At 58.5% G+C, this 24,411-nt stretch carries 25 protein-coding genes and 1 pseudogene; 16 read left to right on the plus strand and 10 right to left on the minus strand.

Going from position 1 to position 24,411, the window contains the following annotated elements; all coding sequences use genetic code 11:
- Window positions 1-22 precede the first annotated feature (22 nt).
- The gene (locus D8U61_RS20945) at window positions 23-451 is read right to left on the minus strand and encodes a RidA family protein (protein WP_177433355.1); all 429 of its coding nucleotides are present in this window, start codon (window positions 449-451) and stop codon (window positions 23-25) included.
- A gap of 251 nt (window positions 452-702) precedes the next feature.
- Between D8U61_RS20945 and D8U61_RS20950 the strand changes: the two genes are divergently transcribed.
- Window positions 703-1,194 (plus strand): MarR family winged helix-turn-helix transcriptional regulator, encoded by a 492-nt coding sequence (locus D8U61_RS20950; protein WP_116254811.1) that lies wholly within the window; start codon window positions 703-705, stop codon window positions 1,192-1,194.
- A 406-nt stretch (window positions 1,195-1,600) separates the two neighbouring features.
- A pseudogene (locus D8U61_RS27935) lies at window positions 1,601-1,704 on the plus strand (integrase); the annotation flags it as partial.
- A 136-nt stretch (window positions 1,705-1,840) separates the two neighbouring features.
- On the opposite strand, the gene D8U61_RS20955 reads toward D8U61_RS27935, so the two are convergent.
- Window positions 1,841-2,767, minus strand: a complete 927-nt coding sequence (locus D8U61_RS20955) for a DMT family transporter (protein WP_177433356.1) — start codon at window positions 2,765-2,767, stop codon at window positions 1,841-1,843.
- 232 nt (window positions 2,768-2,999) lie between these two features.
- Window positions 3,000-3,917 (minus strand): LysR family transcriptional regulator, encoded by a 918-nt coding sequence (locus tag D8U61_RS20960; RefSeq protein WP_130927588.1) that lies wholly within the window; start codon window positions 3,915-3,917, stop codon window positions 3,000-3,002.
- Between the two features lie 209 nt (window positions 3,918-4,126).
- On the opposite strand from D8U61_RS20960, the gene D8U61_RS20965 reads away from it, so the two are divergent.
- The 4 genes from D8U61_RS20965 to D8U61_RS20980 all read left to right on the plus strand — a co-directional run bounded on the left by D8U61_RS20965 (window position 4,127) and on the right by D8U61_RS20980 (window position 8,097).
- Entirely contained in the window at window positions 4,127-5,110 is a 984-nt protein-coding gene (locus D8U61_RS20965; protein WP_241663646.1) for an SDR family oxidoreductase, read from the plus strand.
- 57 nt (window positions 5,111-5,167) lie between these two features.
- Window positions 5,168-6,478 (plus strand): MFS transporter, encoded by a 1,311-nt coding sequence (locus D8U61_RS20970; RefSeq protein ID WP_130927590.1) that lies wholly within the window; start codon window positions 5,168-5,170, stop codon window positions 6,476-6,478.
- 85 nt (window positions 6,479-6,563) lie between these two features.
- The gene (locus tag D8U61_RS20975; RefSeq protein ID WP_130927591.1) at window positions 6,564-7,106 is read left to right on the plus strand and encodes an AAA family ATPase; all 543 of its coding nucleotides are present in this window, start codon (window positions 6,564-6,566) and stop codon (window positions 7,104-7,106) included.
- 88 nt (window positions 7,107-7,194) lie between these two features.
- On the plus strand, window positions 7,195-8,097 hold the full coding sequence (locus D8U61_RS20980) for a bestrophin family ion channel (RefSeq protein ID WP_130927592.1): 903 nt from the start codon (window positions 7,195-7,197) through the stop codon (window positions 8,095-8,097).
- A gap of 43 nt (window positions 8,098-8,140) precedes the next feature.
- Here D8U61_RS20980 and D8U61_RS20985 read toward each other — a convergent pair whose 3' ends face one another.
- Window positions 8,141-8,440 carry a hypothetical protein gene (locus D8U61_RS20985; protein ID WP_130927593.1) on the minus strand — a complete coding sequence of 100 codons (300 nt, stop codon included), beginning with the start codon at window positions 8,438-8,440 and terminating at the stop codon, window positions 8,141-8,143.
- Window positions 8,441-8,550: 110 nt separating this feature from the next.
- On the opposite strand from D8U61_RS20985, the gene D8U61_RS20990 reads away from it, so the two are divergent.
- Entirely contained in the window at window positions 8,551-9,162 is a 612-nt protein-coding gene (locus D8U61_RS20990; RefSeq protein ID WP_130927594.1) for a transferase, read from the plus strand.
- A 287-nt stretch (window positions 9,163-9,449) separates the two neighbouring features.
- Window positions 9,450-10,457, plus strand: a complete 1,008-nt coding sequence (locus D8U61_RS20995) for a LysR family transcriptional regulator (protein WP_125926186.1) — start codon at window positions 9,450-9,452, stop codon at window positions 10,455-10,457.
- Here the strand turns inward: D8U61_RS20995 and D8U61_RS21000 are convergent.
- Window positions 10,454-10,915 carry a Rid family hydrolase gene (locus D8U61_RS21000; protein ID WP_130927595.1) on the minus strand — a complete coding sequence of 154 codons (462 nt, stop codon included), beginning with the start codon at window positions 10,913-10,915 and terminating at the stop codon, window positions 10,454-10,456. The genes D8U61_RS20995 and D8U61_RS21000 overlap by 4 nt on opposite strands.
- 214 nt (window positions 10,916-11,129) lie before the next feature.
- Between D8U61_RS21000 and D8U61_RS21005 the strand changes: the two genes are divergently transcribed.
- Window positions 11,130-11,522 (plus strand): AraC family transcriptional regulator, encoded by a 393-nt coding sequence (locus D8U61_RS21005; RefSeq protein WP_039758866.1) that lies wholly within the window; start codon window positions 11,130-11,132, stop codon window positions 11,520-11,522.
- Window positions 11,523-11,833: 311 nt separating this feature from the next.
- On the opposite strand, the gene D8U61_RS21010 is transcribed toward D8U61_RS21005, so the two are convergent.
- Both D8U61_RS21010 and D8U61_RS21015 read right to left on the minus strand, forming a co-directional pair.
- Window positions 11,834-12,220, minus strand: coding sequence for a cupin domain-containing protein (locus D8U61_RS21010; RefSeq protein WP_125926132.1), 387 nt, complete (start codon window positions 12,218-12,220; stop codon window positions 11,834-11,836).
- Between the two features lie 71 nt (window positions 12,221-12,291).
- Entirely contained in the window at window positions 12,292-13,116 is an 825-nt protein-coding gene (locus D8U61_RS21015; RefSeq protein WP_129998497.1) for an AraC family transcriptional regulator, read from the minus strand.
- A 186-nt stretch (window positions 13,117-13,302) separates the two neighbouring features.
- Here D8U61_RS21015 and D8U61_RS21020 point away from each other — a divergent pair, with 186 nt between their 5' ends.
- Both D8U61_RS21020 and D8U61_RS21025 read left to right on the plus strand, forming a co-directional pair.
- A complete protein-coding gene (locus D8U61_RS21020) occupies window positions 13,303-14,286 on the plus strand; it encodes an AraC family transcriptional regulator (protein ID WP_130927639.1) in 984 nt (327 codons plus the stop codon).
- A 165-nt stretch (window positions 14,287-14,451) separates the two neighbouring features.
- Window positions 14,452-15,579, plus strand: a complete 1,128-nt coding sequence (locus D8U61_RS21025) for a mechanosensitive ion channel family protein (RefSeq protein WP_130927596.1) — start codon at window positions 14,452-14,454, stop codon at window positions 15,577-15,579.
- Between the two features lie 36 nt (window positions 15,580-15,615).
- Here D8U61_RS21025 and D8U61_RS21030 read toward each other — a convergent pair whose 3' ends face one another.
- Window positions 15,616-17,535, minus strand: a complete 1,920-nt coding sequence (locus D8U61_RS21030; RefSeq protein WP_130927597.1) for a tyrosine-protein phosphatase — start codon at window positions 17,533-17,535, stop codon at window positions 15,616-15,618.
- Window positions 17,536-17,873: 338 nt separating this feature from the next.
- On the opposite strand from D8U61_RS21030, the gene D8U61_RS21035 reads away from it, so the two are divergent.
- From D8U61_RS21035 to D8U61_RS27845, 4 genes are all read left to right on the plus strand, one after another.
- Window positions 17,874-19,412, plus strand: coding sequence for a class I SAM-dependent methyltransferase (locus D8U61_RS21035; protein ID WP_130927598.1), 1,539 nt, complete (start codon window positions 17,874-17,876; stop codon window positions 19,410-19,412).
- Window positions 19,413-19,692: 280 nt separating this feature from the next.
- Entirely contained in the window at window positions 19,693-20,574 is an 882-nt protein-coding gene (locus D8U61_RS21040; protein ID WP_110599202.1) for a manganese catalase family protein, read from the plus strand.
- A complete protein-coding gene (locus tag D8U61_RS21045; protein ID WP_130927599.1) occupies window positions 20,567-20,929 on the plus strand; it encodes a hypothetical protein in 363 nt (120 codons plus the stop codon). Before D8U61_RS21040 ends, D8U61_RS21045 begins: the two co-directional genes overlap by 8 nt.
- 12 nt (window positions 20,930-20,941) lie before the next feature.
- Complete coding sequence (locus D8U61_RS27845) at window positions 20,942-21,082, plus strand: hypothetical protein (RefSeq protein WP_177433357.1); 141 nt, start codon at window positions 20,942-20,944, stop codon at window positions 21,080-21,082.
- A gap of 22 nt (window positions 21,083-21,104) precedes the next feature.
- On the opposite strand, the gene D8U61_RS21050 is transcribed toward D8U61_RS27845, so the two are convergent.
- On the minus strand, window positions 21,105-21,536 hold the full coding sequence (locus D8U61_RS21050; RefSeq protein ID WP_130927600.1) for a DNA methylase: 432 nt from the start codon (window positions 21,534-21,536) through the stop codon (window positions 21,105-21,107).
- A gap of 160 nt (window positions 21,537-21,696) precedes the next feature.
- Here D8U61_RS21050 and D8U61_RS21055 point away from each other — a divergent pair, with 160 nt between their 5' ends.
- Complete coding sequence (locus D8U61_RS21055; protein ID WP_130927640.1) at window positions 21,697-23,268, plus strand: sensor domain-containing diguanylate cyclase; 1,572 nt, start codon at window positions 21,697-21,699, stop codon at window positions 23,266-23,268.
- A gap of 10 nt (window positions 23,269-23,278) precedes the next feature.
- On the opposite strand, the gene D8U61_RS21060 is transcribed toward D8U61_RS21055, so the two are convergent.
- A complete protein-coding gene (locus D8U61_RS21060) occupies window positions 23,279-24,373 on the minus strand; it encodes a GNAT family N-acetyltransferase/peptidase C39 family protein (RefSeq protein ID WP_130927601.1) in 1,095 nt (364 codons plus the stop codon).
- Between the last annotated feature and the right edge of the window lie 38 nt (window positions 24,374-24,411).

Below are 24,411 nucleotides of genomic sequence, written 5' to 3' on the forward strand. Positions count from 1 at the left end.
CTCCTGTTCTTTTTGTGTTGCATCAAGGCAGTGAAGAATCAATCGCGAACTGGAATTCCATTTCAACCAACGCCCCCAACGGCAGCGCATCAACCCCTAGCGAAGTTCGCGCAGGTGGGGTGCGCCCCTCGAAGAAAGCTTGCCAATGCTGATTGAGCACGCCGAACTGGCTGAAGTCAGCGCAATAGATCCGCACCAACATCAATTTCTCCAGTCCGAACGTCAGCTCCTTGCACAATTCGCTGAGGTTGATCAGGATCTGCTGCACCTCTGCGGCCATACCGCCGTCTACCAGGCCGCCGTGGGCCGGGTCGAGACCGACCATTCCCGAGACGAAAATGAAACCGCCGGCCCGTACCACAGGGCTATAGGCAAAATGCGGCGCAGGCAAGGCGCGGCTGACCAGAGGAGTCCATGTAACAGCAGTTGCCGGGGTCGCTGACCAAGTCATTTTGTTATTCTCATTAAGTACGTATACGTCCTTTATGGGGCCGATGCTATGACCGGTCATAAGGCCTGTCAACGACTTTTTGGCGGTCAGCAGCAAAAACAATAGTACGTGCACGTTGATTATTGGCAGACTTGTTTCGCCGTGCCGGAAGACCAATACTTAACTGGCTGATTTGCCTGACAAATAGTACGTGCACGTACTTATGATTGATCCCCAAAGGATCGCCACCGCAAGGAATGACCGGACGTCCAATGCCATCCACACGCACGCCAGAGCCCGCGAAACTTTCTTCCCAAAGCCAGCTACTCGTCGACCAGTTTCACCTGGAAGACATCGTTTCCCACCTGCTGCGGCGGGCACACTTCGTCGCGGAAGAACTGTTCAACGCAGAATTTTCCGGCGAATCGATCACCCCGCGACAGAAAGCAGCACTGATCGTGGTATCGCAACACCCCGGCCTGACCCAGAACGCACTGGCCGGTCACCTGTTCATGGATCGCAACACCGTTGCCGAAATGGTCAAACGCCTGTGCGCCAACGGCATGCTGATCCGTACCAGCGCTAAAACCGACCAACGCGCCTATCAGCTGTACCTCGGAACCGAGGGCGCCGAGCTACTGGATCGCGTGCTGCCGCGTGATGCAGAAGTGGAAAGGAAACTGCTGGAACGCCTGCCGGAGGAATATCGGCCGCTTTTTTTGAAGTGCCTGAAGATGATGGTTGCGCCGTTGGATGAGTCATAACGTGGACAGCGGCGCTCGGTTTTCTCTGATTTGCAGATTGGCAAAAAACGAACCCTTTGAATGGCGCTATGTAACGTCTTAACGTAATTGCTGATTACAGAGAAGATGATCACTTGCCTGAATAGAGTCTGGTCTTCTGGGTTGATCGCACAAGCTTCAATGACGCTGATCAACGCCGGAAAGCTGGTTTTGTCTACATCGATTTAAACGACGCTAAAGTCATGCTTGGGCAAGTCAACTTGGACGATGGTTGACTGCGTTACAAAGCAAGCCGTTCGGCTGAGGGTCCAATCTGCAGATAGATGTCAAGGCTGCTGCGCTCTGCATGAAAAACCTTAATTGGCTGCATTTTCGCACCTTCGCGAATGATCAAACTCTCCGTATAGAGCGGCACATGTGCAAGCCGGCTGTCCAACTCCTGCTTGGTCGTACGAAACTCCAAGCACTGTCAAGTACTTGGGCATTGAGGTCGATGGTGCTTTGGAAATGGCAGAGCAGACAGGGATTTAACCAAGCCACTCACCTGCTCTGAGTCACAATTTGTTTTTGGCACAATCCAAAAGCTTGAGGTTTATCGAGGGCTTTGACTGGCTGCTTTTGGCCGACAGCTGCCGCTCACGAACGACGTCTCTGGGCCAAGAACCGCTTATTTATTAGATTTTTGGGCACGCAGAATCAGGAAGCCGGCAATGACAATCAAAAAAATTCCAGCCCATGTGAAGACGTCCGGCGTTTCCTGGAACATTACATAACCCCAAAGGCAGGCAAAAACCAAGTAGGCATAATCGAAAGTCCCGATAAGTGCTGGAGGCGCAACTTGGTAGGCCTTGGCGGTAGCCGTATTTATGAAAATCAGGGCGCAGGCGTAACAGAAGATAAAAAGAATCTCCTGCCAACCAAGCGTCTGCCAAGGCGAGAGTAGAAATGCAGCACCAGCGACGGTGGACTCACTGACCATTAGCGATGCGATGCCTCCTATGACGGCGGCGAAAAGAAAAGCGATATTCAAGCCCAGAGCCAATACAAGTGGATGATCATTGCGACAATGTCGGCGTGTCACAACCATCGCGATCGCATAGAAAACAGCCGCAATCACAGGTAGCAGGGTTGCAAGGACGAAAATGTCTGATCCCGGGCGTAATACCGTGGCGACACCCGTGAAGCCTATTCCTATCGCTACCCAACCCCGCAGTGGTAAAGGCTCACCTCCGTAAAAGGTGGAGAAAAGCGCTGTGAAAAGGGGAGTTGTGTAGATCGCCACGGCGGCCACTGATAATGGGATCAACGGTAACGCTGAGTAGTACGTTACCCACATTAACAACAGCAGAATGCTCCTGATTGTGACCCAAAACATCGAGGCGGTTGAGTGTCGATCCGATCTGATGCCCGTGGCGAGCCAGGCTACAAGGGTGGGCACCGACAGGCAGGATACGATGAGGAACAACTGCCAGAGTGGAAGTCTGGCGCTGAAATATTTGACCGCTGCATCGGCCAGAGAAAGGAGAAAGACAGCGGCGCTTATTAGCCATATGCCCTTGGGAACGCTGTCGGCGCTTGCACTGTACTTGCTCACGAACCGCACTCCTGTTCCGTCAGTGAACTTAGATCCTAACAGACGGTGGCGCCTTCCTAGGGCAAATAACCAACACGTCAGACGGCAATGTTCAGTGCTGGCCGTTGTGACTATCGTCCCACCAGCTCTGGGCCTTAAGGGCCAACTGCGAACGGCTGCTTCTGGCCGATTGCTGCCAGTCGCCATAGGCGCTCTGTTGCGAAGCCATGTATTCGCCTTACAAAACAGCGCTTCAAACATCTGAGCTTTCCGCAATCTCCCCTTCCCCCCGCAAAAAATCCACAAACGCCCTCAGCGGCGAAGGCATGTGGCGGCGGCCGTGGTAATACAGAAACGGACCGTCGAAGGTCTGCCACCAGTCCTCGAGAATCGGCACCAGTCGACCATCGGAGAGTGGCTCGCGCAGGAAGTCCTCGAAGGTATAGACGATGCCCAGTCCATTGATGGCGGAGCGAATTTTCAGATCGTGCGACGACGTCAGCAGTTGCCCCTGAGGCGGGATACGCACGATACGGCCGTCTCGATGAAACTCGAATACGCCGACTTTGCCACTCTCGAACCGATGGCCAAGCAGGTCATGGCCCGGCAGTTCTTCGGGGTGAGTGGGCGTACCGCGTTCAGCCAGATAGCCCGGGGCGGCGGCTGCAACGAAGCGTTGGCGACGCGGGCCGATGGGCACGGCGATCATGTCCTTGGCCAGGCTCTCTTCATAGCGCACGCCGGCGTCGTACCCGCCAGCGTTGACGTCGACGAAGGTGTTGTCCATGACGACTTCGACACTGATCCCTGGATAAACGCGCAGAAAACGCGCCAGCAGGTCGGGCAACAGAAAACGTGCCACCGGCACTGGCACATTGAGCTTGAGCGTGCCGACCGGGCGCTGAGCGTCGTCGTCCAGATCGTTGAAAGCGGCGTCGATTTCTTGCAAGGCCGGGCGCAGGCGCTCGAGCAATCGCTCGCCGGCTGCCGTCGGCGTGACGCTGCGCGTGGTTCGATTGAGCAGGCGCACGCCCAAGTCGCTTTCCAGCCGACGCATGCAGTCGCTCAACGACGAGGCGGACAGCCCGCGCTTTTGCGCGGCAGCACGAAATCCCCCTGCCTCGACCACCGCAGCAAATATCGACACATCGGTAAGGTTTGGTTTACGCATGGACGCTCCCTCCGCAAGCGACTGACTGTACGCCATAGCGTACGGGCCATCCACCAATGCCCGACTTATCCTCGCGCATTCGTACACCGATACTGCTCACTCGCCCCCGCCAACCGGGGACCTGTCACGCGAATGAGAATCCCCCGATGAGCCAATCACCCGCTACGCCGAGCAATACCGCGACCCAACGCCTCCTCAAGGCCACCCGAATGCTGTTCGCCATTTCCGCGATGGCCGGCACACTGGCTGCGCAGGCGACTCCCCGAACGGAGCCGAAGCCGGACTGGTCAACCCACGACATGCCCAGCCAGAAAGGCCGCATCGTGCTGGTCACCGGGGGAACCAGCGGCATGGGCTATGAAGACGCGCTGGCCCTGACGCGAGCCGGTGCCGAGGTGATCATCGCCGCACGCAACGCCGAGCGCGGCCGCGAAGCGATCACGAAGATCAAGCAAGCCGTGCCTGAGGCGCGCGTGCAATTCGAAACGCTGGACCTTGCCAATCTGCAATCGGTGCGCGACCTCGCCAACCGTCTGCAAGGGCGCCTGCCGAGGCTCGACGTGCTGATCAACAATGCCGCGATCATGTCGCCGCCTGTTCGAGGCGTTTCCGCCGATGGCTACGAGATGCAACTGGCGACCAATTATCTGGGGCATTTCGCCCTGACCGGCCTGCTGATGCCCCTGCTACGCAAAAGCGACGATGGTCGGGTGGTCAGCCTGTCGAGCATCGCCGCCGGGCGCGCAAGCCTTAATTTTGATGACCTGCAGGCTGAGCGCGATTACGACCCTTTCGCCAGCTACAGCCAATCGAAACTGGCGGTTCTAAAGTGGAGTATTGAGCTGCAGCAGCGCAGCGATGCCGCCGGTTGGGGGATACGCAGCATCGCCGCGCACCCCGGCGTTGCCGTGACGGAGCTGATCGCCCGGGGGCCTGGCCTGGACAGTGAATTCGGCAAACAATGGGCGGTAGAGCGGGACATGTATCATTCCGCAGCGCAGGGCGCGCTGCCGACGCTGTATGCGGCGACGGCGCTGGAGGCGGTTGGCGGCGCCTACTACGGGCCTACCGGTGATAACGAGAAGCGCGGGCCGCTGGGCTTCGCCAAGATGCCGCCGGCCGCTACCGATCGCTCGAATTCGGCCACACTGTGGCAACTCTCCGAGCGACTGACCGGCGTCACCTACCGCTGACCGCCCGGCACGGGCAGGCCCCGTGCCATTGCCCCGCCACTCCCACAGGAGCGCAACATGGATACGTCTCTTCTCGCCCACCGCGCCGGCGCCATCATCAATGCCGAGGCTCACGAGCTGCGCCCTGCGCTCAACGGTTTTCTGCTGTTCGTTTGCCTGTTCGCCGGCTATTTCATGCTCCGTCCGATCCGCGAATCGATGGGCATCTCTGCCGGCGTCGAGAACTTGCAGTGGCTGTTCACCGCGACCTTCCTGGTCATGCTGGCGGCCGTTCCGCTGTTCGCCTGGCTCAGCGCACACGTACCGCGCCTGCATTTCGTGGACTGGGTATACGGATTTTTCTGCACCAATCTGCTGTTGTTCGCCGCCTTGTTCCTGGGTGAGGAAAGCCCGTGGCTGGCGCGCGTGTTTTACGTGTGGATATCGGTCTACAACCTGTTTGTCGTATCGGTCGCCTGGAGCCTGATGGCCGATGTATTCGACAGTGCCCAGGCCAAACGTCTGTTCGCGTTCATCGCGGCGGGCGCCAGCGTCGGCGGCCTGAGTGGCCCTGCGCTGAGCGCCTTGCTGATCGGTCCGCTGGGTGAGTCCGGCCTGATGCTGCTGGCCGCTGTTCTGCTGGCCGCTGCGATGTGGTTCAAACGCCAGCTGATGCGCTGGCGTGAACGGGGTGGCGCAGGACGCCCCGATGCCGCGCCGAGCGAAAGCCCTCGCAGGCCGTTGCCCGGCAATCCGTTCAGCGGTATGACGGCCGTTTTGAAATCACCCTATCTGCTCGGCATCTGCGGTTTTGTGGTGTTGCTGGCGACAGTCTCCACCTTCCTTTACTTCGAGCAGGCACGCGTCGTCGCCGAACACTTCCCGGACCGCGAGGCGCAGGTGCGCGTGTTCGGCATCATCGACTTTGTCGTGCAGGCGGGCGCCCTGCTCTGTCAGCTGTTCATCACCGGACGCCTCGCGCAAAGGCTCGGCGTCGGCGTGCTGTTGGCCATGGTGCCGATGGTCATGTGCGCGGGGTTTATCGGGCTGATCTTCGCGCCCAGCTTTGGCTTGATCGCCGCGCTGATGATCGTGCGCCGCATCGGTGAGTACGCCTTCGTGCGCCCAGGCCGAGAGATGCTGTTTGCCCCGCTCGATGCCGAAAGCAAGTACAAGGCGAAGAACTTCATCGACACCGTGGTCTACCGCGCCGGCGACGCCATCAGTGCCTGGGCAAAAAGCGCGCTGGACGCCCTCAGCCAAGGTGCAGGCATGGCAGCGCTGGTCGGCGCGTTGTGTGCACTGCTATGGGGGCTGCTGGGGTGGCGGCTCGGCGAGCGGGCGGACCGCCGAGCCAGTTTGTCGGCGGCGCGGCAAAACCCCGCCTAGCGTTCAACGGTCATTGACTGAGACAGGCATTGCCGTAGAATCGCCCGCCCAAAAAAATCAGCTTGCAGAGCGAGAAGGAGCTTCGATGCAACGGGTGATGATTGTTGGTCAGCCTGGGTCTGGCAAAAGTACGTTGGCGCGCAGGCTTGGTGAGCGTACGGGGTTGCCGGTCGTGCATATCGACACGATCCATTGGCAGCCAGGCTGGATCGAGCGAAGCCCGGATGAGAAGACCCGACTTTGCCTGGAGGTCGAGGCGCGTGATCGCTGGATATTCGAAGGTGGCCATTCAACCACTTGGGAAAATCGCATCGCCCGTGCAGATCTGCTGATCTGGATCGATCGTTCGCCACCGCTTCGATTCTTGCGCGTCCTGCGTAGAACGCTGCTCAACCACGGTCAGTCTCGGCCTGACTTGCCGGAAAACTGCCCCGAACAGCTGGCGAATCTGCCGGAGTTTCTAAAGTTCATGTGGCGGACGAGAAAAACCTCGCGAGCCAAAATGCGCCAATTCGTGTCAATGGCGCCATCGGCTTGCCGGGTAGTTCATCTGCGGTCCAATCGAGAGACGAGGATTTTTCTCGAAAGCATTCGCCATGCACAGGGCCAGACTTTGCAGACTGACTGACGGCTGACCGCTCCACCAGGGAACTGCCGGTGCCAGGCATCGTCCGAGCTTAAGCGTTTAAGCAAATAGCTCGTCGCGAGGTTTCCGTTTGAAAGCTGCCATCGTCAAAAAATACCGTCTGATCATCAAGACCCTGGGTTACGTGGGCTGGTCTTTGTTCTGGTTGCTGCTCTGGGACATCGCCGTCACCGTCGACTTCATGCTGTTTCTCAACGCCAAGCTGAACCTGCCGTTGATGCCGCTGACCTTGCTCGGTTCGGCGTTGATCGTGTTGATCAGTTTTCGCAACAGCAGCGCTTACAACCGCTGGTGGGAAGCGCGGACGCTGTGGGGATCGATGATCAACAATTCCCGCAGCTTCGCCCGGCAGGTGCTGACGCTGCTGGACGACGCTGGTGACGAGGTGAATCCGGTCAAATCCACGCTGTTGCGCCGCCACGTGGCCTACGTCAATTGCCTCGCCGCGCACCTACAGGGCCAGCCATGTCCCGACGAGGTGCGGGCCTTTATTCCCGCCGAAGAATTCGCCCGCAGTGGCACAACCAATAACTTTGCCAACGATATCCTCACCGGCTCGGCGACTTTGCTCGCTCGCGAATACAAGGCCGGGCATCTGGACAGTATTCGCCTGGCGCGGATTGAGTCGACACTCGTGGACTTGTCCAACAGCCAAGGCGGCATGGAGCGGATCGCCAATACCCCGCTGCCCTACCCTTATGTGTATTTCCCACGGCTGTTCATTTCGCTGTTCTGCCTGATCGTACCGATAGGACTGGTCGAATCCCTCGGCTGGTTCACGCCGCTGGCGTCGACTGTGGTGGGGTTCATGCTGCTGGCCATCGAACGCATCGGCACCGATCTGCAGAGTCCGTTCCGCCACAGCGAACACCAGATTCAAATGGAAGCGCTGTGCGAAACCATCGAAAAGAATTTGCAATCGATGCAGCGTGATTCGTTGGGGGATGTGCGCAGGGTTGAGGAGCCCGCTTGAGGCGCTGCTTAAGCAGCAGCGCTTTTCATCAGATGCCCAGTGACTATTGACGAGTGTCCGCCGCCTCGGCCGGGTAAAACTCGCCCTGCTTGCCCATTTCTTCGAGTCGTTCGCGCGCTACCGCCTCAACGCGTGCCACTGCTTCTCGATCGTCAGGGTCAACCAACTGCAAGCACAGGCGTCGGACATTCTGATCATGGGTTCCCTCGCTGAGCATTTCGTGGGTGAAGACTTGTTTAGCACGCCATAGGCATAACTGGGTATGGGTCCCGCCGAGCCATATCTCGTTGATTGATCCAAGATCAGTGGTTGCCAGTTGATCCACGGTGATTGTCTTATCCATTGCGCCGTACCTTGAAAATGCTTGTACAGGTACGACTGGCAGGCATTGCGAGTCGTTCAAGTCGTCGACAGTCCACCCACGCCCCACTCTCACTTATTCGGAAGACTCTTATGAAATCGCCAAAAATCGAAGATTACATCGCTCAATGGCCATTACTGGGCGTGGACTCCGCTGCCCCTTGGGCGGTGGTTCAGGATTGCGAGAGCCGGATTCTGGAATTGCTTGAAACGCTCGGCGCGGGATACCGGCGCCACAACAATTGTGCGATTCATGAAACCGCCATCGTTGAGCAAGGCGCCGTTCTCAAAGGCGCAATCATCATCGGCGCAGGCTGTCTCGTAGCAGCGGGCGCTTACCTCCGTGGAGGCGTTTACCTGGGCAGAAACTGCATTGTTGGCCCCAGCTGTGAGCTGAAAAGTACCTTCATGCTCGATGGCAGCAAGCTTGCCCACTTCAACTTCGTCGGCGACTCATTGATTGGCGAAGCGGTCAATATTGAAGCCGGCGCGATCATCGCCAACTACCGTAACGAACTGGACGGAGCCGATATCAAGATCCGCCACGAAAATCGGGTGATCGAAACAGGCGTCAGCAAATTCGGAGCTCTGGTGGGTGACGGCTGCAAGATTGGCGCAAATGCTGTGATTGCTCCTGGCGCTTTGTTGCGGCCCCACACACGTGTTCCTCGTCTGGGGTTGATAGATCAGTTTGCTTATGAGTGAAACCAATTTTGGCGAGAGTACGTCTTCGGCCAATGGCATCCATCTTCATAGGCGCGTCCGTTATGCCCGCTTTCATAACATCGATTTTTCCTGGCCCAGATCCCAAACACCTCTTGCACAAAGGATGACCGCTTTGGGCCGAAATCGGCCAATAGCAAAAATCCGACCTTCGCCACCCCACCGACTGACACCTTGTTCAATCAGAATGCTTGGGCAAAGTCTGCTTGTGCACGCGATTTCTTGGTTCACCTCGAGCCATTTCGTATGATGAGCAATCTAAGTTTGGGATGCTTGGCGTGAAACCGTCATCAAAAAAAGCTTCAACCACTCCGCCCGTACCAACCGGCGTCACCCAGAATTTAAGCGATGCTGTAAGTCAGCTTTCTTGGGACGACTTGCGAATCATCAAAACGCTAAGCGAATGCGGTAATAGAGCCACGACAGCGAAACGGTTGGGGATCAATGTATCCACCGTATCGCGTCGCGTGGCTCAAGTGGAAAAGACACTTGGGGTCGCCCTATTTGACCACCGTCGCTCTGGGTACATGCTCACGCCAGAAGGCATCGAGTTAAGGGCGCTCGCCGAACGCGTCGAGCTTGATATCGTCAGCGTTACACGTCGGGTTTCTCGGGCAGGTCAAGGGCCACAGGGAAAGCTTCGGATCACTACCAGCGACTCCCTGCTTTTGTATTTCCTCACGCCGATCATCGCCGACTTCAAGGCGCTTAATGAAGGAATTGCCATCGAGGTGCTGGTCGGCAACGAGACGTTAAGTCTCGCCCGCGATGAATCTGACGTAGCGGTAAGAGCGACCAAAAAACCTGCCGAAAGTCTCGTCGGGCGCAAGCTCGCTTCGATCGCATGGGCGCCTTATGGCAGCATAAAACACGCGACTACTACCCCCTTCGCAGAAGGCCAGCGATGGGTGTCGTATTCCGCAGGATTATGTGGACTGAAGGCCAAAAGCTACGTCGAAGACAGAATCGGCGCCGACTGTATTTCTTATCGTACGGACTCCGTCGCGGCCGCGAGCGTCGCCATTGCGGCAGGACTTGGTTACGGCTTTCTTCCGTGCATGCTGGGAGACATTACGCCTGGGTTAACACGCGTAGGGCCAGTTGTGCGCGAACTACAGGACGAGCTCTGGCTGCTTACGCATCAGGACATTCGAAAGTCATGGAGAGTCAAAGCATTCATGACTTTTTGTGCAGCAGCCGTAGCGCATCAAAAGCCTTTGATCGAAGGGCAATTGGATCTCCCGGTTGCGCAGGGCGAAACCGGGAGCGTCTCTTAGTCGGCGCGAGATCCGATGACAGCTTTGCAGACAATTTCAATCAGCTGTGAACGTTGAGCCAACCTGGATACACCGATGATATTGCTCGCGCACTGTGGCCGCTCAGTGCGATATGCGGCTTTGCGCACATCACCTACGACGGCGAATGCCGCGTCCATATCCAATACGTACAGCGTTTCTTCGACGACATCATCAAGGGTTGCTCCATAGAGCGCGAGCAGCTTGGCGATATTGTCGTAGGAGGCGCGCATTTGCTCTCCTATCGACGAGAAATCGCTGGGTTTACCCTCGCTACCCAGGGGCGCGGGAGCAACGAGATTACCCTCCTCATCGTGGTTGAACTGACCCGAGATATAGATCTCGTTTCCGACTTTTCTGGCCTGGGGATAGCCGTAGCCCTCCTCCCATGAGACTCCCCAGTAAGCGGTGTTTTTGCCGTGCGGTTGTGAGGCAGCCATTGCTTTCTCCTTGCAGATGACGAATCGAATGATGTCGATTCGAGTTGTCGGGAGGCAAAGGCTAGCATCGGGAACGCGACTGGGAATGTGCATTTTTGCGCCTCCAGTAGCGCAAAATTGCGCCCCCATCCCGTCGCGCCTTCCGTTAGATTTTTCCCATCGACTGACCGCTGGATTGAGCTGATCAACCGGCTAATGGGAAAAAGGAATCAGGATGAACAAGGAAACATGCGCGTCCTCACAAAAGGATCCGGCTAAACAAACCGGACAATTGAAACCCTGGCAGATCCAGCGCGCCAAGCAGCTGATGCTCGATAACCTGGACGCACATATCTCCGTGGCAGCTATCGCACAGGCGTGTGCGCTGTCGCGCAGCCATTTCACTCGTCAGTTCAAAAAAAGCACTCTCGTCTCACCCAAAGAATGGATGCGAGAGCAAAGGATTCTACGGGGCAAGCAGCTGCTTCAGACGTCAAGATTGTTGGTTGCAGAGATCGCACTAGAATGTGGTTTCTTTGATCAGTCTCACTTCAGTCGAACATTTGTGCAAACCGAAGGTGTGACTCCCAGGGCTTGGAAACAGAACAGTCAATCGCCTGCGCTGTGATTTGATGAGCTGCATAACGGGGCTAATTCGTACTTGCAGATTTAACCCCAGAATGCTGCGAATGGAGATAACAGAATCAGTCCGCCGACGACAACCCCATGCTAAACCACTCTCTACCTTGAAACGGCCGTCATTCATTAAGTCCAACACGAACACGCCAATCCGATGACCTATCAAATCGATAATCAAGTCCATGGTCCTTTCTCATAACAATCTTTGCATGAGAAGTCAGAACTCGCTTTTAACTCATAGCTGCTGGTCAGGTCAGCAATTGCAACTCTGCGCAGACATTGCACAGGATGTGCGTTGGATTATATCCAGACGTCGTTCAAAGCCGTTCTTTCGCCATCTTCATGCCCCGTGTTCAAGATGCCTCGCGGCTCGATCATCATCAGCTTGGCTTCACCTTGGGCAGCCGTGCGATGTTCCACGCCGCGGGGTACCACATAGAGTTCACCTGGATTCACATAGACACAGCCTTCCAGCAGATCAATGCGCAAGGTGCCTTCCAAAACAAGAAATGCTTCATCGGTCTCAGGATGCGAGTGCCAGATGAATTCGCCTTCGATTCGCACAACCTTGAACTGGTAGTCATTCATCTCTGCCACAACCCTGGGACTCCATTGTTGTTCGATCAGCGAAGCCTTATGTGCCAGGTTTACAGGAACTGATGAATATTGATGACGGAGCTCTGCCATGACGAATCCTCTGTGGTTGAAGTCGCCAGCCTATAGAGCAAGGAATAGGGTCTCTTGTACGATCCTGCAACTCAGCGTGCGGCGCGCAATCGTTCCAGCCAGCGCATGGGCGGGATGCCGTAACAGCGGGTGAAATGTCGCGTCATATGACTTTGATCGTGAAACCCCGCGACGAGCGCTGCATCGACCAGGGTAAAACCTTCAACCACCAATGAGCGGAACCGGTCCAGGCGGCGCAGGGTGACAAATCGGTAAGGACTCGTACCGTAAAGCGTTCTGAAGTCGCGTGACAGGCTCCAGCGTTCGCGCCCGCTGGCACACTCGAGCATCTCCAGCGTGATGCATGAATCCAAGTGTTCCAGGATGAACGCTCTGGCACGCTCGGCTGCGCGGTAATCCAGGCGCTTGCGCCCGCGCGGCTTGCCCGCGACGGCACGCAACGCCATTGCCAAGTCATACAGCGCGTCCTGTTGCTCCAATGCTTCCAGCGGATGATCCACTGCTTGCACAAATGTTTCACTGGCATGTAACAGCCGTGGGTCGTTTGAAAGCCCCCCCGTGATAAAAGGCAAGGGCTCGCCACCCAGGATGTTTTGAATCATTGCCGGATCAATGTAAGCCATCCGATAACGAAAGCCTGCATCAGTCCCGGCCATGCCATCGTGAAGTTCGTCTGGATGAAGCACGAGCGTATTGCCGGGGATACCGTGGCGCAACGAGCCTACATAGTGAAAGCTCTGGACGCCCGCCAACGTGCGGCCGATGGAGTAGGTGTCATGTCGATGAGGATCGTAGCCGTGGCTGCCGAACCACGCTTCAATACGCTCGATTCCTCCTGGTTGAACACTGCGGATGACCCAGTCAGTGCTGTCTGGTTGGCCTTTTTTCCTATCCATGAATGCGTACGTTCCCGAGCCTGTTCGGTCGTGGTGATCTGTATGCCGGGAATATACAAGTGCGAGTATTGGCTGTCTGCTTTTGCCTGAAAGCAGTCCATGGTTCCAGCCTTGTCACTGAACCGTCACACCCGCCTCCTACGCTCGACCGATCTCGACCGTCGCCCCAAGAGCCCGCATTCCAAAATGCCGCCCATCACCGCCACCTCCCCACTCCGCCAAAAGATCATCCTGCGCTCCGACAACCTCATCTCTTCCGACTTCGGCGCCCTGTTCTCCAGGCTCTTCGGCAACCGCTACGCCGATACTCCGCCGCCACCTTCCAACATCATCATCGGCGGGGTCTACGGGCGGCACGACGGGGTGAGTTTTCGGCGTATGCATTACCACGGCGACTTCAGCGTCGCCCTCCCCGATCCGCAGAACGAAATCACTTTCGTCATCCCCACCGCCGGCAAGATCGTTTTCAACCACGCCACCGAGTCCATTGGCATGGCGCACATCGGTCTGGCGATCGACAAGGCGGATATCCGTTCGATGCGCTTTGTTGATGATCACGCGCACCACGGGATTTCGATCAATCGTCAGCAGCTCACCGAGCGGTTGTCGGCGCTGCTGGAGAAACCGGTCGTGCAGAAGATCGTGTTTGAGCCAAGCGTGGATCTGAATACCCCGGCATTTCAGGGCCTCAAGGCGTTGATCGATCTGGCCACGGGCACTGAGTTCGATGCCTTGATCAACAGCGGCACGTTGATGCCGTCACGGTTGCGCGAAATGTTGATCGATGCGGTGCTGGAGGCGTGGCCGCACAACTTCACCGAGGCATTACGGGGACCGGCGCCGTGTGTGGCGCCGCGTCATGTGAAGGTGGCGATGGAGTTTATTCAGGCGCATCCGCAGCAGTTGGTCAGTGGCGTGGATCTGGCGCGGTTGAGCCATGTCAGCCAGCGCGCCTTGCAGGAAGGTTTTCGGCGTTTTGTCGGGATGTCGATCGTGGCGTATCAGCGGCAGGTGCGTTTGCAGCGCGCCTATGAGGCGTTGGCGCGAGGGCATGCAAGCTCTGTGACGGAGGTGGCGTTGAGCTTTGGCTTCAGTAATGTCGGGCGCTTTTGTCAGTATTTTCAGAGTGCTTACGGCGTAAGCCCAGCGGAGTTGAAGGCCAGGCGTTGACCATTCAGTCCGGTGAAACCTGTATTTGATTGAACAGCAGGAATCTCACGGCGACTAACCCAGACAGGTCGTTTGACGGCACCACCGATTCAAGCGGCGTTTACCTGGCTGCGACCGACGGTGCGTTTCTGCGCGCGTCGGTGCAGGCTTCGCAAGGGGGTTTCCATGACCGAGGATTTCATCGGCTTTTTCACGGCTCACACGATTTTAGGAATTTCACTGGCGAACTGGGTGCTGGCATTTCTCGCCGCGACGCTCAGTTATCTGCTGACCACCACGGCGATCCGTTTCGTGTTCCGCAAGGTGCAGGCGCGGGCCAGCGCCGGCAATGGGCATCTGACCTACATGGCCAGCGAAGTGCTGGCGGCGACCAGCACCACGTTGCTGTTGTTGGCATCGATCTTGGTCGGTATCGGTTTGCTGGATTTGCCGGAGCGCTGGCTCGGGCGGGTCAGCAGTTTATGGTTCGTGGTGGCGGCGTTGCAGGTCGGCCTGTGGACCAACCGCGCGCTGGCGCTGGGGTTGCATCGGTATTTCTCGCGGCATAACGCGACCGGCACTTTTCAGGCGAGCGCCCTGGCGACCCTGAGCCTGTGGGGCGTCAAGGTGTTGCTGTGGGCGGTGATTCTGCTGGCGATGCTGTCGAACCTGGGCGTCAACATCACTGCGTTCGTCGCCAGCCTCGGTGTCGGCGGTATCGCGGTGGCGCTGGCGGTGCAGAACATTCTCGGCGACGTGTTCGCCTCGCTGTCGATTGCCGTCGACAAGCCGTTTGAGGTGGGTGATTTCATCGTCGTCGGCACGCTGGCCGGTACGGTCGAGCACGTCGGCCTGAAGACCACGCGCATCCGCAGTCTCGGCGGTGAGCAGATTGTCATGGCCAACGCCGACATGATCGGCAGCACCATTCAGAACTACAAACGCTTGCAGGAGCGTCGAGTGGTGTTCGAGTTTCGTCTGACATACGAGTGCACCAGCGAACAGATCCGCCAGATCACTCAACGCGTTGAAAGCATCATCAAGAACGAAAAACAGGCCCGCTTCGACCGTTGCCATTTCCGCAGTTTTGGTGAGAGCGCGCTGGAATTCGAGACGGTATATATCGTTCTGGACGCCAGCTACAACGTCTACATGGACGTGCAGCAACGCATCAATCTGGCAATCATGGAAGCGGTGGCCGAGCTGGACGCGACGTTCGCCTTCCCGGCGCGCACCGTGCATGTCGCCTCCCTGCCCGACCCCACCGCGCAGCCGGCACGCACACAGCAACCTTCGCGTGCGCAGCATGCTTGAGCGCATGAGCCCGGCAATTTGCCGGGCTCGCTGTGTTCAAAACGCGTAACTGGCCTTGAGTCCGCCATTGAAACCATGGCTGTCACCGCCACCGTTGGCGCCGACCTCAGCGCCTACACTCAGGGCGCCGAGGTTGGCCATCAGATTAACGCCGCCGCTGAACTGGTCGCGATTGTCGAACGCCGCGCGCTGCTCGATATCCAGCCCCAGCAGCTGGCCTTCGCTGTCGACTTGCTGATTGCCGAGCGCACGTTCATAGCCCACGCGAACACCCGGGACCAACTGCCACGCACCCATGGCCACTGGTGCGAATGACACGTCGAGATTGGCTACCGCGCTACGGCGGGTCTGCTTGATGCCATCGACGTCGAGCGCCAGCTCACTGCCCTTCTCTTTGAAACCTTGCAAGTCGAGATGACTGACGCGAAAGCCCAGGCTCGGTTCGACAATCACGCTGCTGAGCGGCAGGCGATAACCCAACGCCACGGTCGCGCCAGTGAGATTGCCGTGAGTGTCGCCCTTGGCAGTGCCGAGGCCACCGCCAAGCTCGCGTTTGCTGTCGTAGTCGACATAACCGGCGCTGGCGTTGGCGTCGACAAACAAGCCGCGCTCAAGGCTGATGAAGCCGTAACGTGCACCGAGGTTGAGGAAGGTGAAGTCAGTATCGGCCTCGCCACCCGCGCCGCCCACGCTGCCCTTGCTGTAGCCAAAGCCGCCGCGTGCGCTGAGTTGTTCGTTGAAGCGCTGGGTGATGCCGAGCATCAGGCCCTGGCTGTGTTCGTTGCTGCTCTCGGCGTGGGCCGAGCCGTCCGTGCCGAGGTAGCCGGCAAGCGCGGTACTCCAGAGGCGGTATTGGCCGACCTTCAAATCGCTGCCGCTGGCGAACGGTGCGGCGGCTTGTTCGATCATCGCGTTCTGCCGCAGCAGGTAGCTGGCCGCATCAGCGTGGACCTGACCGCCGACTTGAGATTCGACACCGCCCAGAGTGCCGGCGTCGATCGCCGATTGCAGGTAGTAGTTGTAGGCGCTGTAGGTGCCGGACAGCTCGGAGTTCTGCAACTGCCGCAGCAATTCGGCACCAGCGGCGGCGTTGCCGACCAGCCCGGCCTGCCCCGGCAAGCTGTTGTACTCGACCAGTTTGCCGCGCAGTACGTAAATGGTTTCCTGGGACAGACCGAGGCCCTGCTTGAGGTAGTTGTCCATGCTGCCGTACTCGGCGGCGACCTGGTCGAGACCGGCCTGCAAGTAACTGGCCTGCACCCCGAGTAGCGGCTCGTAGACAGCGGCCATGCTCGGCGGCAGCGCTTTCAAGGTCGCGGCGACACGGGCGGCGGTGTAGTCGTTGGTCGCCAGATAATTGGCCATGATCGTCGCCTCATCGACGCCAGCGATGCTCTGCAACACGGCGGCGGTCCAGCCGGTGCGGTCCTTGCCGGCGGTACAGTGGAACAGCTGCGCGGCGTCGACACTGGCCAACTCATTGAACAACTGGCCGAACTGCCCGCGCATGCCGGCATCGCTGACGAAAGCGCGGTTGGTGTCCTCCATCATCGCCACGGCCTCGGCGGCGCTGTGGAACGAGATATTGGTGATGTCCGCACCCGAGGTGGTGCTACCGATGATGTCGATATTGCGATAGGCCGCGCCGCTGATCATCGTGTCAGGCGTGGCGGCAATTTCGCTGGGCGTGCGCAAGTCGTAAATGGCTTTGATGCCGAGACCATTAAGCGTCGCCAGATCCGCCGCCGACGGCGTCAATGCGTTGGAGCGGTAGAACACGCCGCTGCGCATAACGCCGTCGTGGGCGGTGGAGTACGCGGTGGTGATGCCGGCGATGTCGCGAAAGTTGTCGATGCCGGACAAGCGCGGCGTATCAAGGGTGACAGGCTCGGCCGCGTGGGCAGCGGCGATGGACAGGCTCAGAACGGACAGCGAACACAGAAGACGTTGGAACACAGTGCAGCCTCATGAAATCAGCGTTGGGCTGGTCACTATGGGCAGACGAGTGGGAGGGAATATGACAGTTTCGGCTGGCTACAAAATGCCTGCGCGAATGGGCCGTGGAGTGCGTGATCGGTCCATCAATCCTGCTTGGATATGTTGAAGATCCCTGTGGCAGCGAGCCTGCTCATGAAAGCGGCGTGTCAGCCGATTATATTCAAACTGAAAAAAAGCTTTCGCGAGCAGGCTCGCTCCCACAGGGTTTGGGGAAGTATCCGTTTTTTCAATTTGTCGCGCGCAATGCCAACCCCTTATAAGACTGCCATCACTTTCAAGAACAAGAGGCTGTACCCATGAGCAACGCCTGGAACGAAGGTTATTTCACCGACGAAGGCTACACCTACAGCTATAGCCGGGAGATCAATCCGGTGTTCCTGCGTTACTGCCTGTTGTTGCGCGGGTTCGCCACGCTGGAAAGCAACGACGGTATGCACTGCGAACTGGGCTTCGGTCAGGGCGTGTCGATCAACATCCACGCCACCGCCAACCCGGGCTCGTTTGTCGGTACGGACTTTCATCCGGGTATGGCGGCCCATGCCATCGACCTCGCGACTGCCGCCAACAACGGCGCCCGCCTGTACGACGACAGTTTCGAACAGCTGCTGGCGCGCAACGATCTGCCGCAGTTCGACAGCATCAGCCTGCATGGCATCTGGACCTGGGTCAGCCGTGACAACCAGAAACTGATCGTCGAATTCGCCCGCCGTCATCTTAAACCGGGCGGCATGCTCTACGTCAGCTACAACTGCTTCCCCGGCTGGTCGCCGTCGGCGCCGCTGCGCAATCTGTTCAGCCTGCATGACCGTTTCGCCAATGCCTCGGCGCGCTCCGATGAGCGTATTGACGCCGCACTGGAGTTTTCCGAAGCGCTGCTCGCGGCCAATCCGAAGTATGCCGCGGCGGCACCGAGCCTCGGCGCGCGGCTGCAAAGCATCAAGGGCCAGGATCGTCACTACGTCGCCCACGAATATTTCAACCGCGACTGGAACTGCATGTACTTCGCCGACATGGTCGACGCGCTGGCCCCGGCCAAACTCGACTACGCCACCACGGCAGTGCCGCTAGACTCAATCGACCCGCTCAACCTGAGCGCCGAAGGCATGGACTTTCTGGAAACCATCGAACACCCGATCATGCGCGAGCAAGCGCGGGACTACTTCGTCAACCAGCACTTCCGCCGCGATCTGTACGTGCGTGGCGCGACGCGCCTGTCCGCTGCCGAACGCCGGGCGAGAATGCTGCACAGCCGTTTCGCGTTGCTGCAACCCTGGGAAACTGTCGCGGGTTCGGTCACCGGTCCTGCCGGCGAAGCGACCCTGCAAGCGGAAATCTACGGCCCGGTGCTCGATGCCTTGGCGGCGCAGAACTATGCGGCCAAATCCATGCGCCAATTGCTCTCCGAGACTGCAATGGCTTACGACGACCTCGAACAAGCCCTGGCCGTGCTGATCGGTATGGGCGCGGTCGCTCCGTGCCAAAGCGAGGCCGCCGAGGCGCAGGTCAGCGGTCGCTGCGCCGCGCTCAATCTGCAACTGTGCAAACGCTCGCTGTACGGCGCCAACATCCAGACCCTGGCCAGCCCGGTCACCGGTGGTGGCGTGACGGTCAGCCGCTTCCAGCAGTTGTTCCTGATCTCGATCAAGCAAGGCAAACAGCAGCCGGCCGAATGGGCGCAACTGGCGTGGGGGGTGATCAGCGAACAAGGTGAAGTGCTGGTCGACAATGGCCAGCCGCTGCTCACCGCTGAAGCCAACATCGCCGCGCTGACCGCACAGGCGCAGGTGTTTGCCGAGCAGACGCTGCCTGTGCTGAGGGCGCTTAAAATCGCTTGATTGCAAACGAACCAAGGTGGGAGCGAGCCTGCTCGCGAAAGCGCTGAATCAGCCGCCAAATCGGTGACTGACGTACCGCATTCGCGAGCAGGCTCGCTCCCACATTGGTCGAGGAACGTGGCTAAGCCAACCGTCCTGTTTACGGAACTTTCCGCCCTCTGCCGCCCGTCCTGCCACTCGGCAAAAAACGAAATTTCTGCTGCGCGCCCTCCTCACAAACTATGCATGCGCCAACGCCCACAAGGGCAAGGCGCGATAGCCTGGTCTGAGGAAAATTTGAATGTTCATACATAACAAGCGACTTCAGTACACCGTTCGCGTGGCCGAGCCCAACCCGGGTCTGGCCAATCTGCTGCTGGAACAATTCGGGGGCGCCAATGGCGAACTGGCCGCGGCAGCGCGCTATTTCACTCAAGCCTTGGCTGAAGAAGATCCGGGGCGCAAAGACCTTTTGCTGGACATCGCCACCGAAGAGTTGAGTCACCTGGAGGTGGTCGGCTCGATCATCGTCATGCTCAACAAAGGCGCCAAGGGCCAACTGGCAGAGGGCGTTCAAGAGGAAGGCGAGCTGTACCGCGCGCTGAATGGCGCCGGTAATGACTCGCACATCACCAGCCTGCTTTATGGCGCAGGCGCGCCTCTGGTCAATTCCGCTGGCGTACCGTGGACGGCGGCCTACGTTGACTCGATCACCGAGCCGACCGCCGACTTCCGCTCCAACATCGCAGCCGAAGCGCGGGCGAAAATTCTCTACGAACGCTTGATCAACATCACCGATGATCCGGGCGTCAAAGAGGCGCTGGGCTTTTTGATGACGCGGGAAATCGCCCATCAACAGTCCTTCGAAAAAGCCCTGCATTCGATCCAGCCGAACTTCCCGCAGGGCAAACTGCCGGGCATGCCGGAGTTCACCAACAAGTACTTCAACATGTCTGGCGAGCCCAACGTTCGTGGTCCGTGGAACGAGGGCGGCGTTTGGGAATATGTGGAAACTCCAGAGCCGGCAGTTGACGGCGGTGACGGTCTGGCGACCGTCAGCCTCCCTGCTGACGACGCTGAGGTCCTGGAAGCCATGAAGATCCGCACGGCGTCTGACCCACTCAGCGAGCCGGTGACCGGTGCTGATCTGGGCTCCGGTTACGTGCAAGGCAAAGATGTCTGAACCCCGTCCGGCGGCCCCGGATCGGGGTCGCCACCTGCTCAAGGTGATCAACATGAAAAACAGCAAAGTCCTGGCACTGACCTCTGAACATTTTCAACGTTTGATGGAGCACGCATACGCCGGTTTTGAGCTGGACTGCAAACAGGCCTGTCGGGGATTGAAAGTCAGCATGGCGGTGAATGTATTTGGCCTGGGCACCCTGCTGCCGAATAATTTCGCTGAGGAGACTGCCGTCCCGCCAGCGGACGCACATCCAGCCGTCGACGACGCCTTGCCCACGATGCCGGTGGTCGCCAAGCGCGTATTGGCGCAGCGCAACCGTTCCATCGATGTGGCTGAAAGTTTTCATCGGTAACAGGAGCGCGACATGAGAACTGATAAAAACCTGAGCTTCCCCTCAAGCCTGAGCGTAGCCCCGGGACTCCAGTTTCTGCTGGGCTGTGCGATATTCGCCGGCGGAACGCTGATCCTGATGAGCGAACTGGCGGCAACCTTCTTTACGATGTGAGCCTTGGTTCGCTATCGGGCATTCAAAACAGCACCGCAGCCGCTTCCCTCATGAAGATCTCAACGGTCTTCGGCCCTATCCCCTCGAACTCGGACAGGCGCTTCTCCAGCGCCTTACGGTCCGCGCTCGCCGCCACGATGTTAGTGACCTTACCGGCGTACTCGCTGTTGAGCTTGTTGGCCAGCGCGAGCAGTCGCGACGCCGTGCTTTCATCGTAGCGAACGTAACCCGCCTGCCCCAGCATCGACACCAATTGACGGTGTGTGCACTGCGCGAGCTTTTGCGGGGTGTCGTTGTGATGCTGCTCTACTATGAATTGATACGCCTTGGCGGCGATGGCGCCCTGAATCCTTTTGCCCATCAGAAAACTCGCCAGCAGCCATTTGAACAGGCCGGTTTCGTTGGCATTGTGCAGGTCGATGTTCAAGTCACCGGCGGTGATGATTTCGCTCACAAGTCTCACCTCAAGGCGCGCTTCAATTACAGATGTTGACCCGGCACGGCTTGGAACGATCCAATCGCGACCGCCTGGCCAAGGCAGTAAATTGAATTCCAAGTGGAAAAGGATGGTCATCTTTCAAGAGATGAGAGATGACAAGCATAAGGACCCTCAAATGCTCGGTCGTAAGATGCCCAAAACCCGGGGGCATGACGCCGCACAAACCGCTCCCATCAAAGCTGCCAGCGAGATCGCCGCTTTCCGCCTGACAGTCATCTTCATGCTGACGGTCATTCTGGCGTTTCTCGGCGTGGAGGGCTGGCGAACCTGGCGTGACTATCATGCAGCCTTCTCGTCGGCGCGTGATTCGGTCACCAACCTCGCGCGGGCAACCGCGCAACATGCCGAGGACGCCATCCGCCAGGTCGATGTGCTGACCGCCGCTTTGGGCGAGCGCGTCGAAGGTGATGGCCTACAAAACATAGACGTACCGCGCATCCACAACTTGCTGGTGCAGCAGGCCAGATTGATGCCGCAGTTGCATGGACTTTTTATCTACGGCCCGGACGGCAAATGGATCGTCACCGACAAGGAAATGATCCCCGACCCGGCGAACAATGCCGATCGCGACTACTTCCAATATCACCGCGCCAACACTGATCGAAACGTGCGTATCGGTGATGTCGTCAAGAGCAAATCCACAGACGACCTGATCATCCCGATTTCCCGCCGCTTGAATAACCCGGACGGCTCCTTCGCCGGCGTGCTGCTGGGGACGATCAAGGTCAGTTATTTCGTCGACTATTACGGCGATTTCAAGATCGACGACAAGGGTGCCCTGGTGCTGGCGCTGCGCAACGGCACCATCCTCGTGCGTCGTCCTTTCATCGCTTCGGTCATCGGTCAGAGTCTCGCCGACAGTGAGGTGTTCAAGAACTACCTGCCCTTTTCCAGTCAAGGGATCGCCGAGGTCCGAGCGGTCGTCGACGGCACCCAGCGTCTGTATGGCTACAGAGCTTTAAGCACATACCCGCTGGTGGTCGAAACCGGCCTTTCCCGCGAATCGATCATTGCGCCGTGGCGCTGGGACCTGATCAAAACCGGTTTCGTGTTGATGTCGGTGATTACCGCGTTCACGGTCTTCGGATTGATTGTGTTGAGGCAACTGCGTCAACGGATGGTGATGGAAAAGGATCTGCGCCGGGCACATCAGGCCATGAAGGACATGGCGTTGACCGACAGCCTGACCGGGCTGGCCAACCGTCGGCGACTGGACACTGCTTTGATTGACGAAATTCGCCTGGCCAGACGTCAGGGTTCGTCGATCTCACTGATCATGATCGATGTCGATCACTTCAAGCTCTACAACGACAGCTACGGGCACGCGGCGGGTGACGATTGCCTGAGCGCTGTCGGACAGGCGATTGCGCAAGCAGTAAAACGGCCGGGTGATCTGGCCGTGCGCTATGGCGGCGAGGAGTTTTCCGTGCTGCTGCCCAACACCGATATTCGCGGGGCGGCGCTTGTGGCGCAGGAAATTCTTGAGGCCATTCGATCCTTGCGGATGGAGCACAAAGCCCATCCGCTGGGTCACGTCACCGCCAGCGCAGGTATTGCGGTTGGCAAACCGGCCGAACAAGAAGTGAGCCCCGCCACCCTTATCGAGTCGGCTGACAAACTGCTTTATGCCGCGAAGCAGAAAGGCAGGGATCGCTACTGTATCGGCGAGGAAGTGCTCGGCGCCTAGCCACCGTTCCTCAACGGGAGCGCAGCATCACGGCAGCGCGAACCCGCTGGACGCCAAACACCGTCATGCGCAGAAATTCCTGGTGACTGACTGGCAAGTGCTGGCAGTCCAGCCCGCGCTTGAGTTTGCTGTGGTCGACATCAGGATCGTGCAAGTAGACGAAGTCCTCGTCACACCCCGTGATGATGACCCAATGCGGCGCTTTCAAGCGGGTGAATCGGTAGCTGCTGATCAGCACCAGCGGTTTGTATCCGGCCGCCAACGCAGCGCCGATCTGCAGATACTCACCCAGCACCTGCTCGACTTGCGTGGCCGCCAGGTCTTGGGCAAAGCCGTCCTCGACCAGTTTCATGATCGACTTCTTCTCCGTGCTGCGTACGCCGTGAAGAAAAAGCGAGCCCGCGTGACTGACCTCAAGGCGCACATCGAAACCGCGCCGCCAGGCCGCCAATGCCAGACCCTGAGGACTACAGCCACCGTGCCCCGCCGTCATGAAAATGGTGGTCGCCTCGCGCCATAGCTGGATTTCCTCCGCTCGGGTCATGGCGCGGCTCGAATCGATGGCAGACATGGCCATCAGCAAGCACGCGGCGCCGCAGGTGAACTCGGTGGTTTGCTGGTAGTAAGGCACTTGGCGCGCGGGCGCTGGTGTTTCGCGCAGGATGCGTTTCTCGTAGCGCAACGCCTCGCAGTGGTCCTCGTAGTAGTCCTCGACACTGGCAAAGCGCTGATAGCCGTTGGCTTCGTAGAGGCGAATGGCAGCGCTGTTGTCAGCGCGCACCTCCAACCGCAGCCATGCGCAGTTGCGCGCCAATGCGCAGGCCTGGGCCTGTTCCAGAAGACGCTGGCCAAGCTCATGTCCGCGCCACGCAGGGCTGACGGCAATCGAATACAGGCGTCCAAGAGAGGTGCCTCGGTGAAAAAGCTCCAGCGCGTAACCGCAAAGAGTTGCGCCCGAGGTGACAACAATCAACGCGGCATTCGCTCGACTGAGCATCCAGCTGAAGTTGCGCTGATTCAACCGGTCGAGGGTAAAACACACCCGCTCCAATTCGACCAGATCGTCGATATCGTCCATGGATGCAAAGCGAAAATCAAAAGACATGACCGCACCGTAAAGTTTGAGTAACGAACCGGGACAGA

The sequence above is a fragment of the Pseudomonas sp. Sample_14 genome (assembly GCF_004307515.1).
GTDB classification, from domain to species: Bacteria; Pseudomonadota; Gammaproteobacteria; order Pseudomonadales; family Pseudomonadaceae; genus Aquipseudomonas; species Aquipseudomonas atacamensis.

Bases quoted from the DNA above. Each gene is read 5' to 3' on its own strand.
- D8U61_RS21040 (WP_110599202.1), top strand. From the start codon at position 19,693: ATGTTCATACATAACAAGCGACTTCAGTACACCGTTCGCGTGGCCGAG.
- D8U61_RS21010 (WP_125926132.1), bottom strand. From the start codon at position 12,220: ATGGCAGAGCTCCGTCATCAATATTCATCAGTTCCTGTAAACCTGGCA.
- D8U61_RS27845 (WP_177433357.1), top strand. From the start codon at position 20,942: ATGAGAACTGATAAAAACCTGAGCTTCCCCTCAAGCCTGAGCGTAGCC.
- D8U61_RS20960 (WP_130927588.1), bottom strand. From the start codon at position 3,917: ATGCGTAAACCAAACCTTACCGATGTGTCGATATTTGCTGCGGTGGTC.
- D8U61_RS20990 (WP_130927594.1), top strand. From the start codon at position 8,551: ATGAAATCGCCAAAAATCGAAGATTACATCGCTCAATGGCCATTACTG.
- D8U61_RS20970 (WP_130927590.1), top strand. From the start codon at position 5,168: ATGGATACGTCTCTTCTCGCCCACCGCGCCGGCGCCATCATCAATGCC.
- D8U61_RS20945 (WP_177433355.1), bottom strand. From the start codon at position 451: ATGACTTGGTCAGCGACCCCGGCAACTGCTGTTACATGGACTCCTCTG.
- D8U61_RS21005 (WP_039758866.1), top strand. From the start codon at position 11,130: ATGAACAAGGAAACATGCGCGTCCTCACAAAAGGATCCGGCTAAACAA.
- D8U61_RS21020 (WP_130927639.1), top strand. From the start codon at position 13,303: ATGCCGCCCATCACCGCCACCTCCCCACTCCGCCAAAAGATCATCCTG.
- D8U61_RS21060 (WP_130927601.1), bottom strand. From the start codon at position 24,373: ATGTCTTTTGATTTTCGCTTTGCATCCATGGACGATATCGACGATCTG.
- D8U61_RS20995 (WP_125926186.1), top strand. From the start codon at position 9,450: ATGCTTGGCGTGAAACCGTCATCAAAAAAAGCTTCAACCACTCCGCCC.
- D8U61_RS21055 (WP_130927640.1), top strand. From the start codon at position 21,697: ATGCTCGGTCGTAAGATGCCCAAAACCCGGGGGCATGACGCCGCACAA.
- D8U61_RS21025 (WP_130927596.1), top strand. From the start codon at position 14,452: ATGACCGAGGATTTCATCGGCTTTTTCACGGCTCACACGATTTTAGGA.
- D8U61_RS21045 (WP_130927599.1), top strand. From the start codon at position 20,567: ATGTCTGAACCCCGTCCGGCGGCCCCGGATCGGGGTCGCCACCTGCTC.
- D8U61_RS20965 (WP_241663646.1), top strand. From the start codon at position 4,127: ATGCTGTTCGCCATTTCCGCGATGGCCGGCACACTGGCTGCGCAGGCG.
- D8U61_RS20985 (WP_130927593.1), bottom strand. From the start codon at position 8,440: ATGGATAAGACAATCACCGTGGATCAACTGGCAACCACTGATCTTGGA.
- D8U61_RS21000 (WP_130927595.1), bottom strand. From the start codon at position 10,915: ATGGCTGCCTCACAACCGCACGGCAAAAACACCGCTTACTGGGGAGTC.
- D8U61_RS21035 (WP_130927598.1), top strand. From the start codon at position 17,874: ATGAGCAACGCCTGGAACGAAGGTTATTTCACCGACGAAGGCTACACC.
- D8U61_RS21015 (WP_129998497.1), bottom strand. From the start codon at position 13,116: ATGGATAGGAAAAAAGGCCAACCAGACAGCACTGACTGGGTCATCCGC.
- D8U61_RS20975 (WP_130927591.1), top strand. From the start codon at position 6,564: ATGCAACGGGTGATGATTGTTGGTCAGCCTGGGTCTGGCAAAAGTACG.
- D8U61_RS20950 (WP_116254811.1), top strand. From the start codon at position 703: ATGCCATCCACACGCACGCCAGAGCCCGCGAAACTTTCTTCCCAAAGC.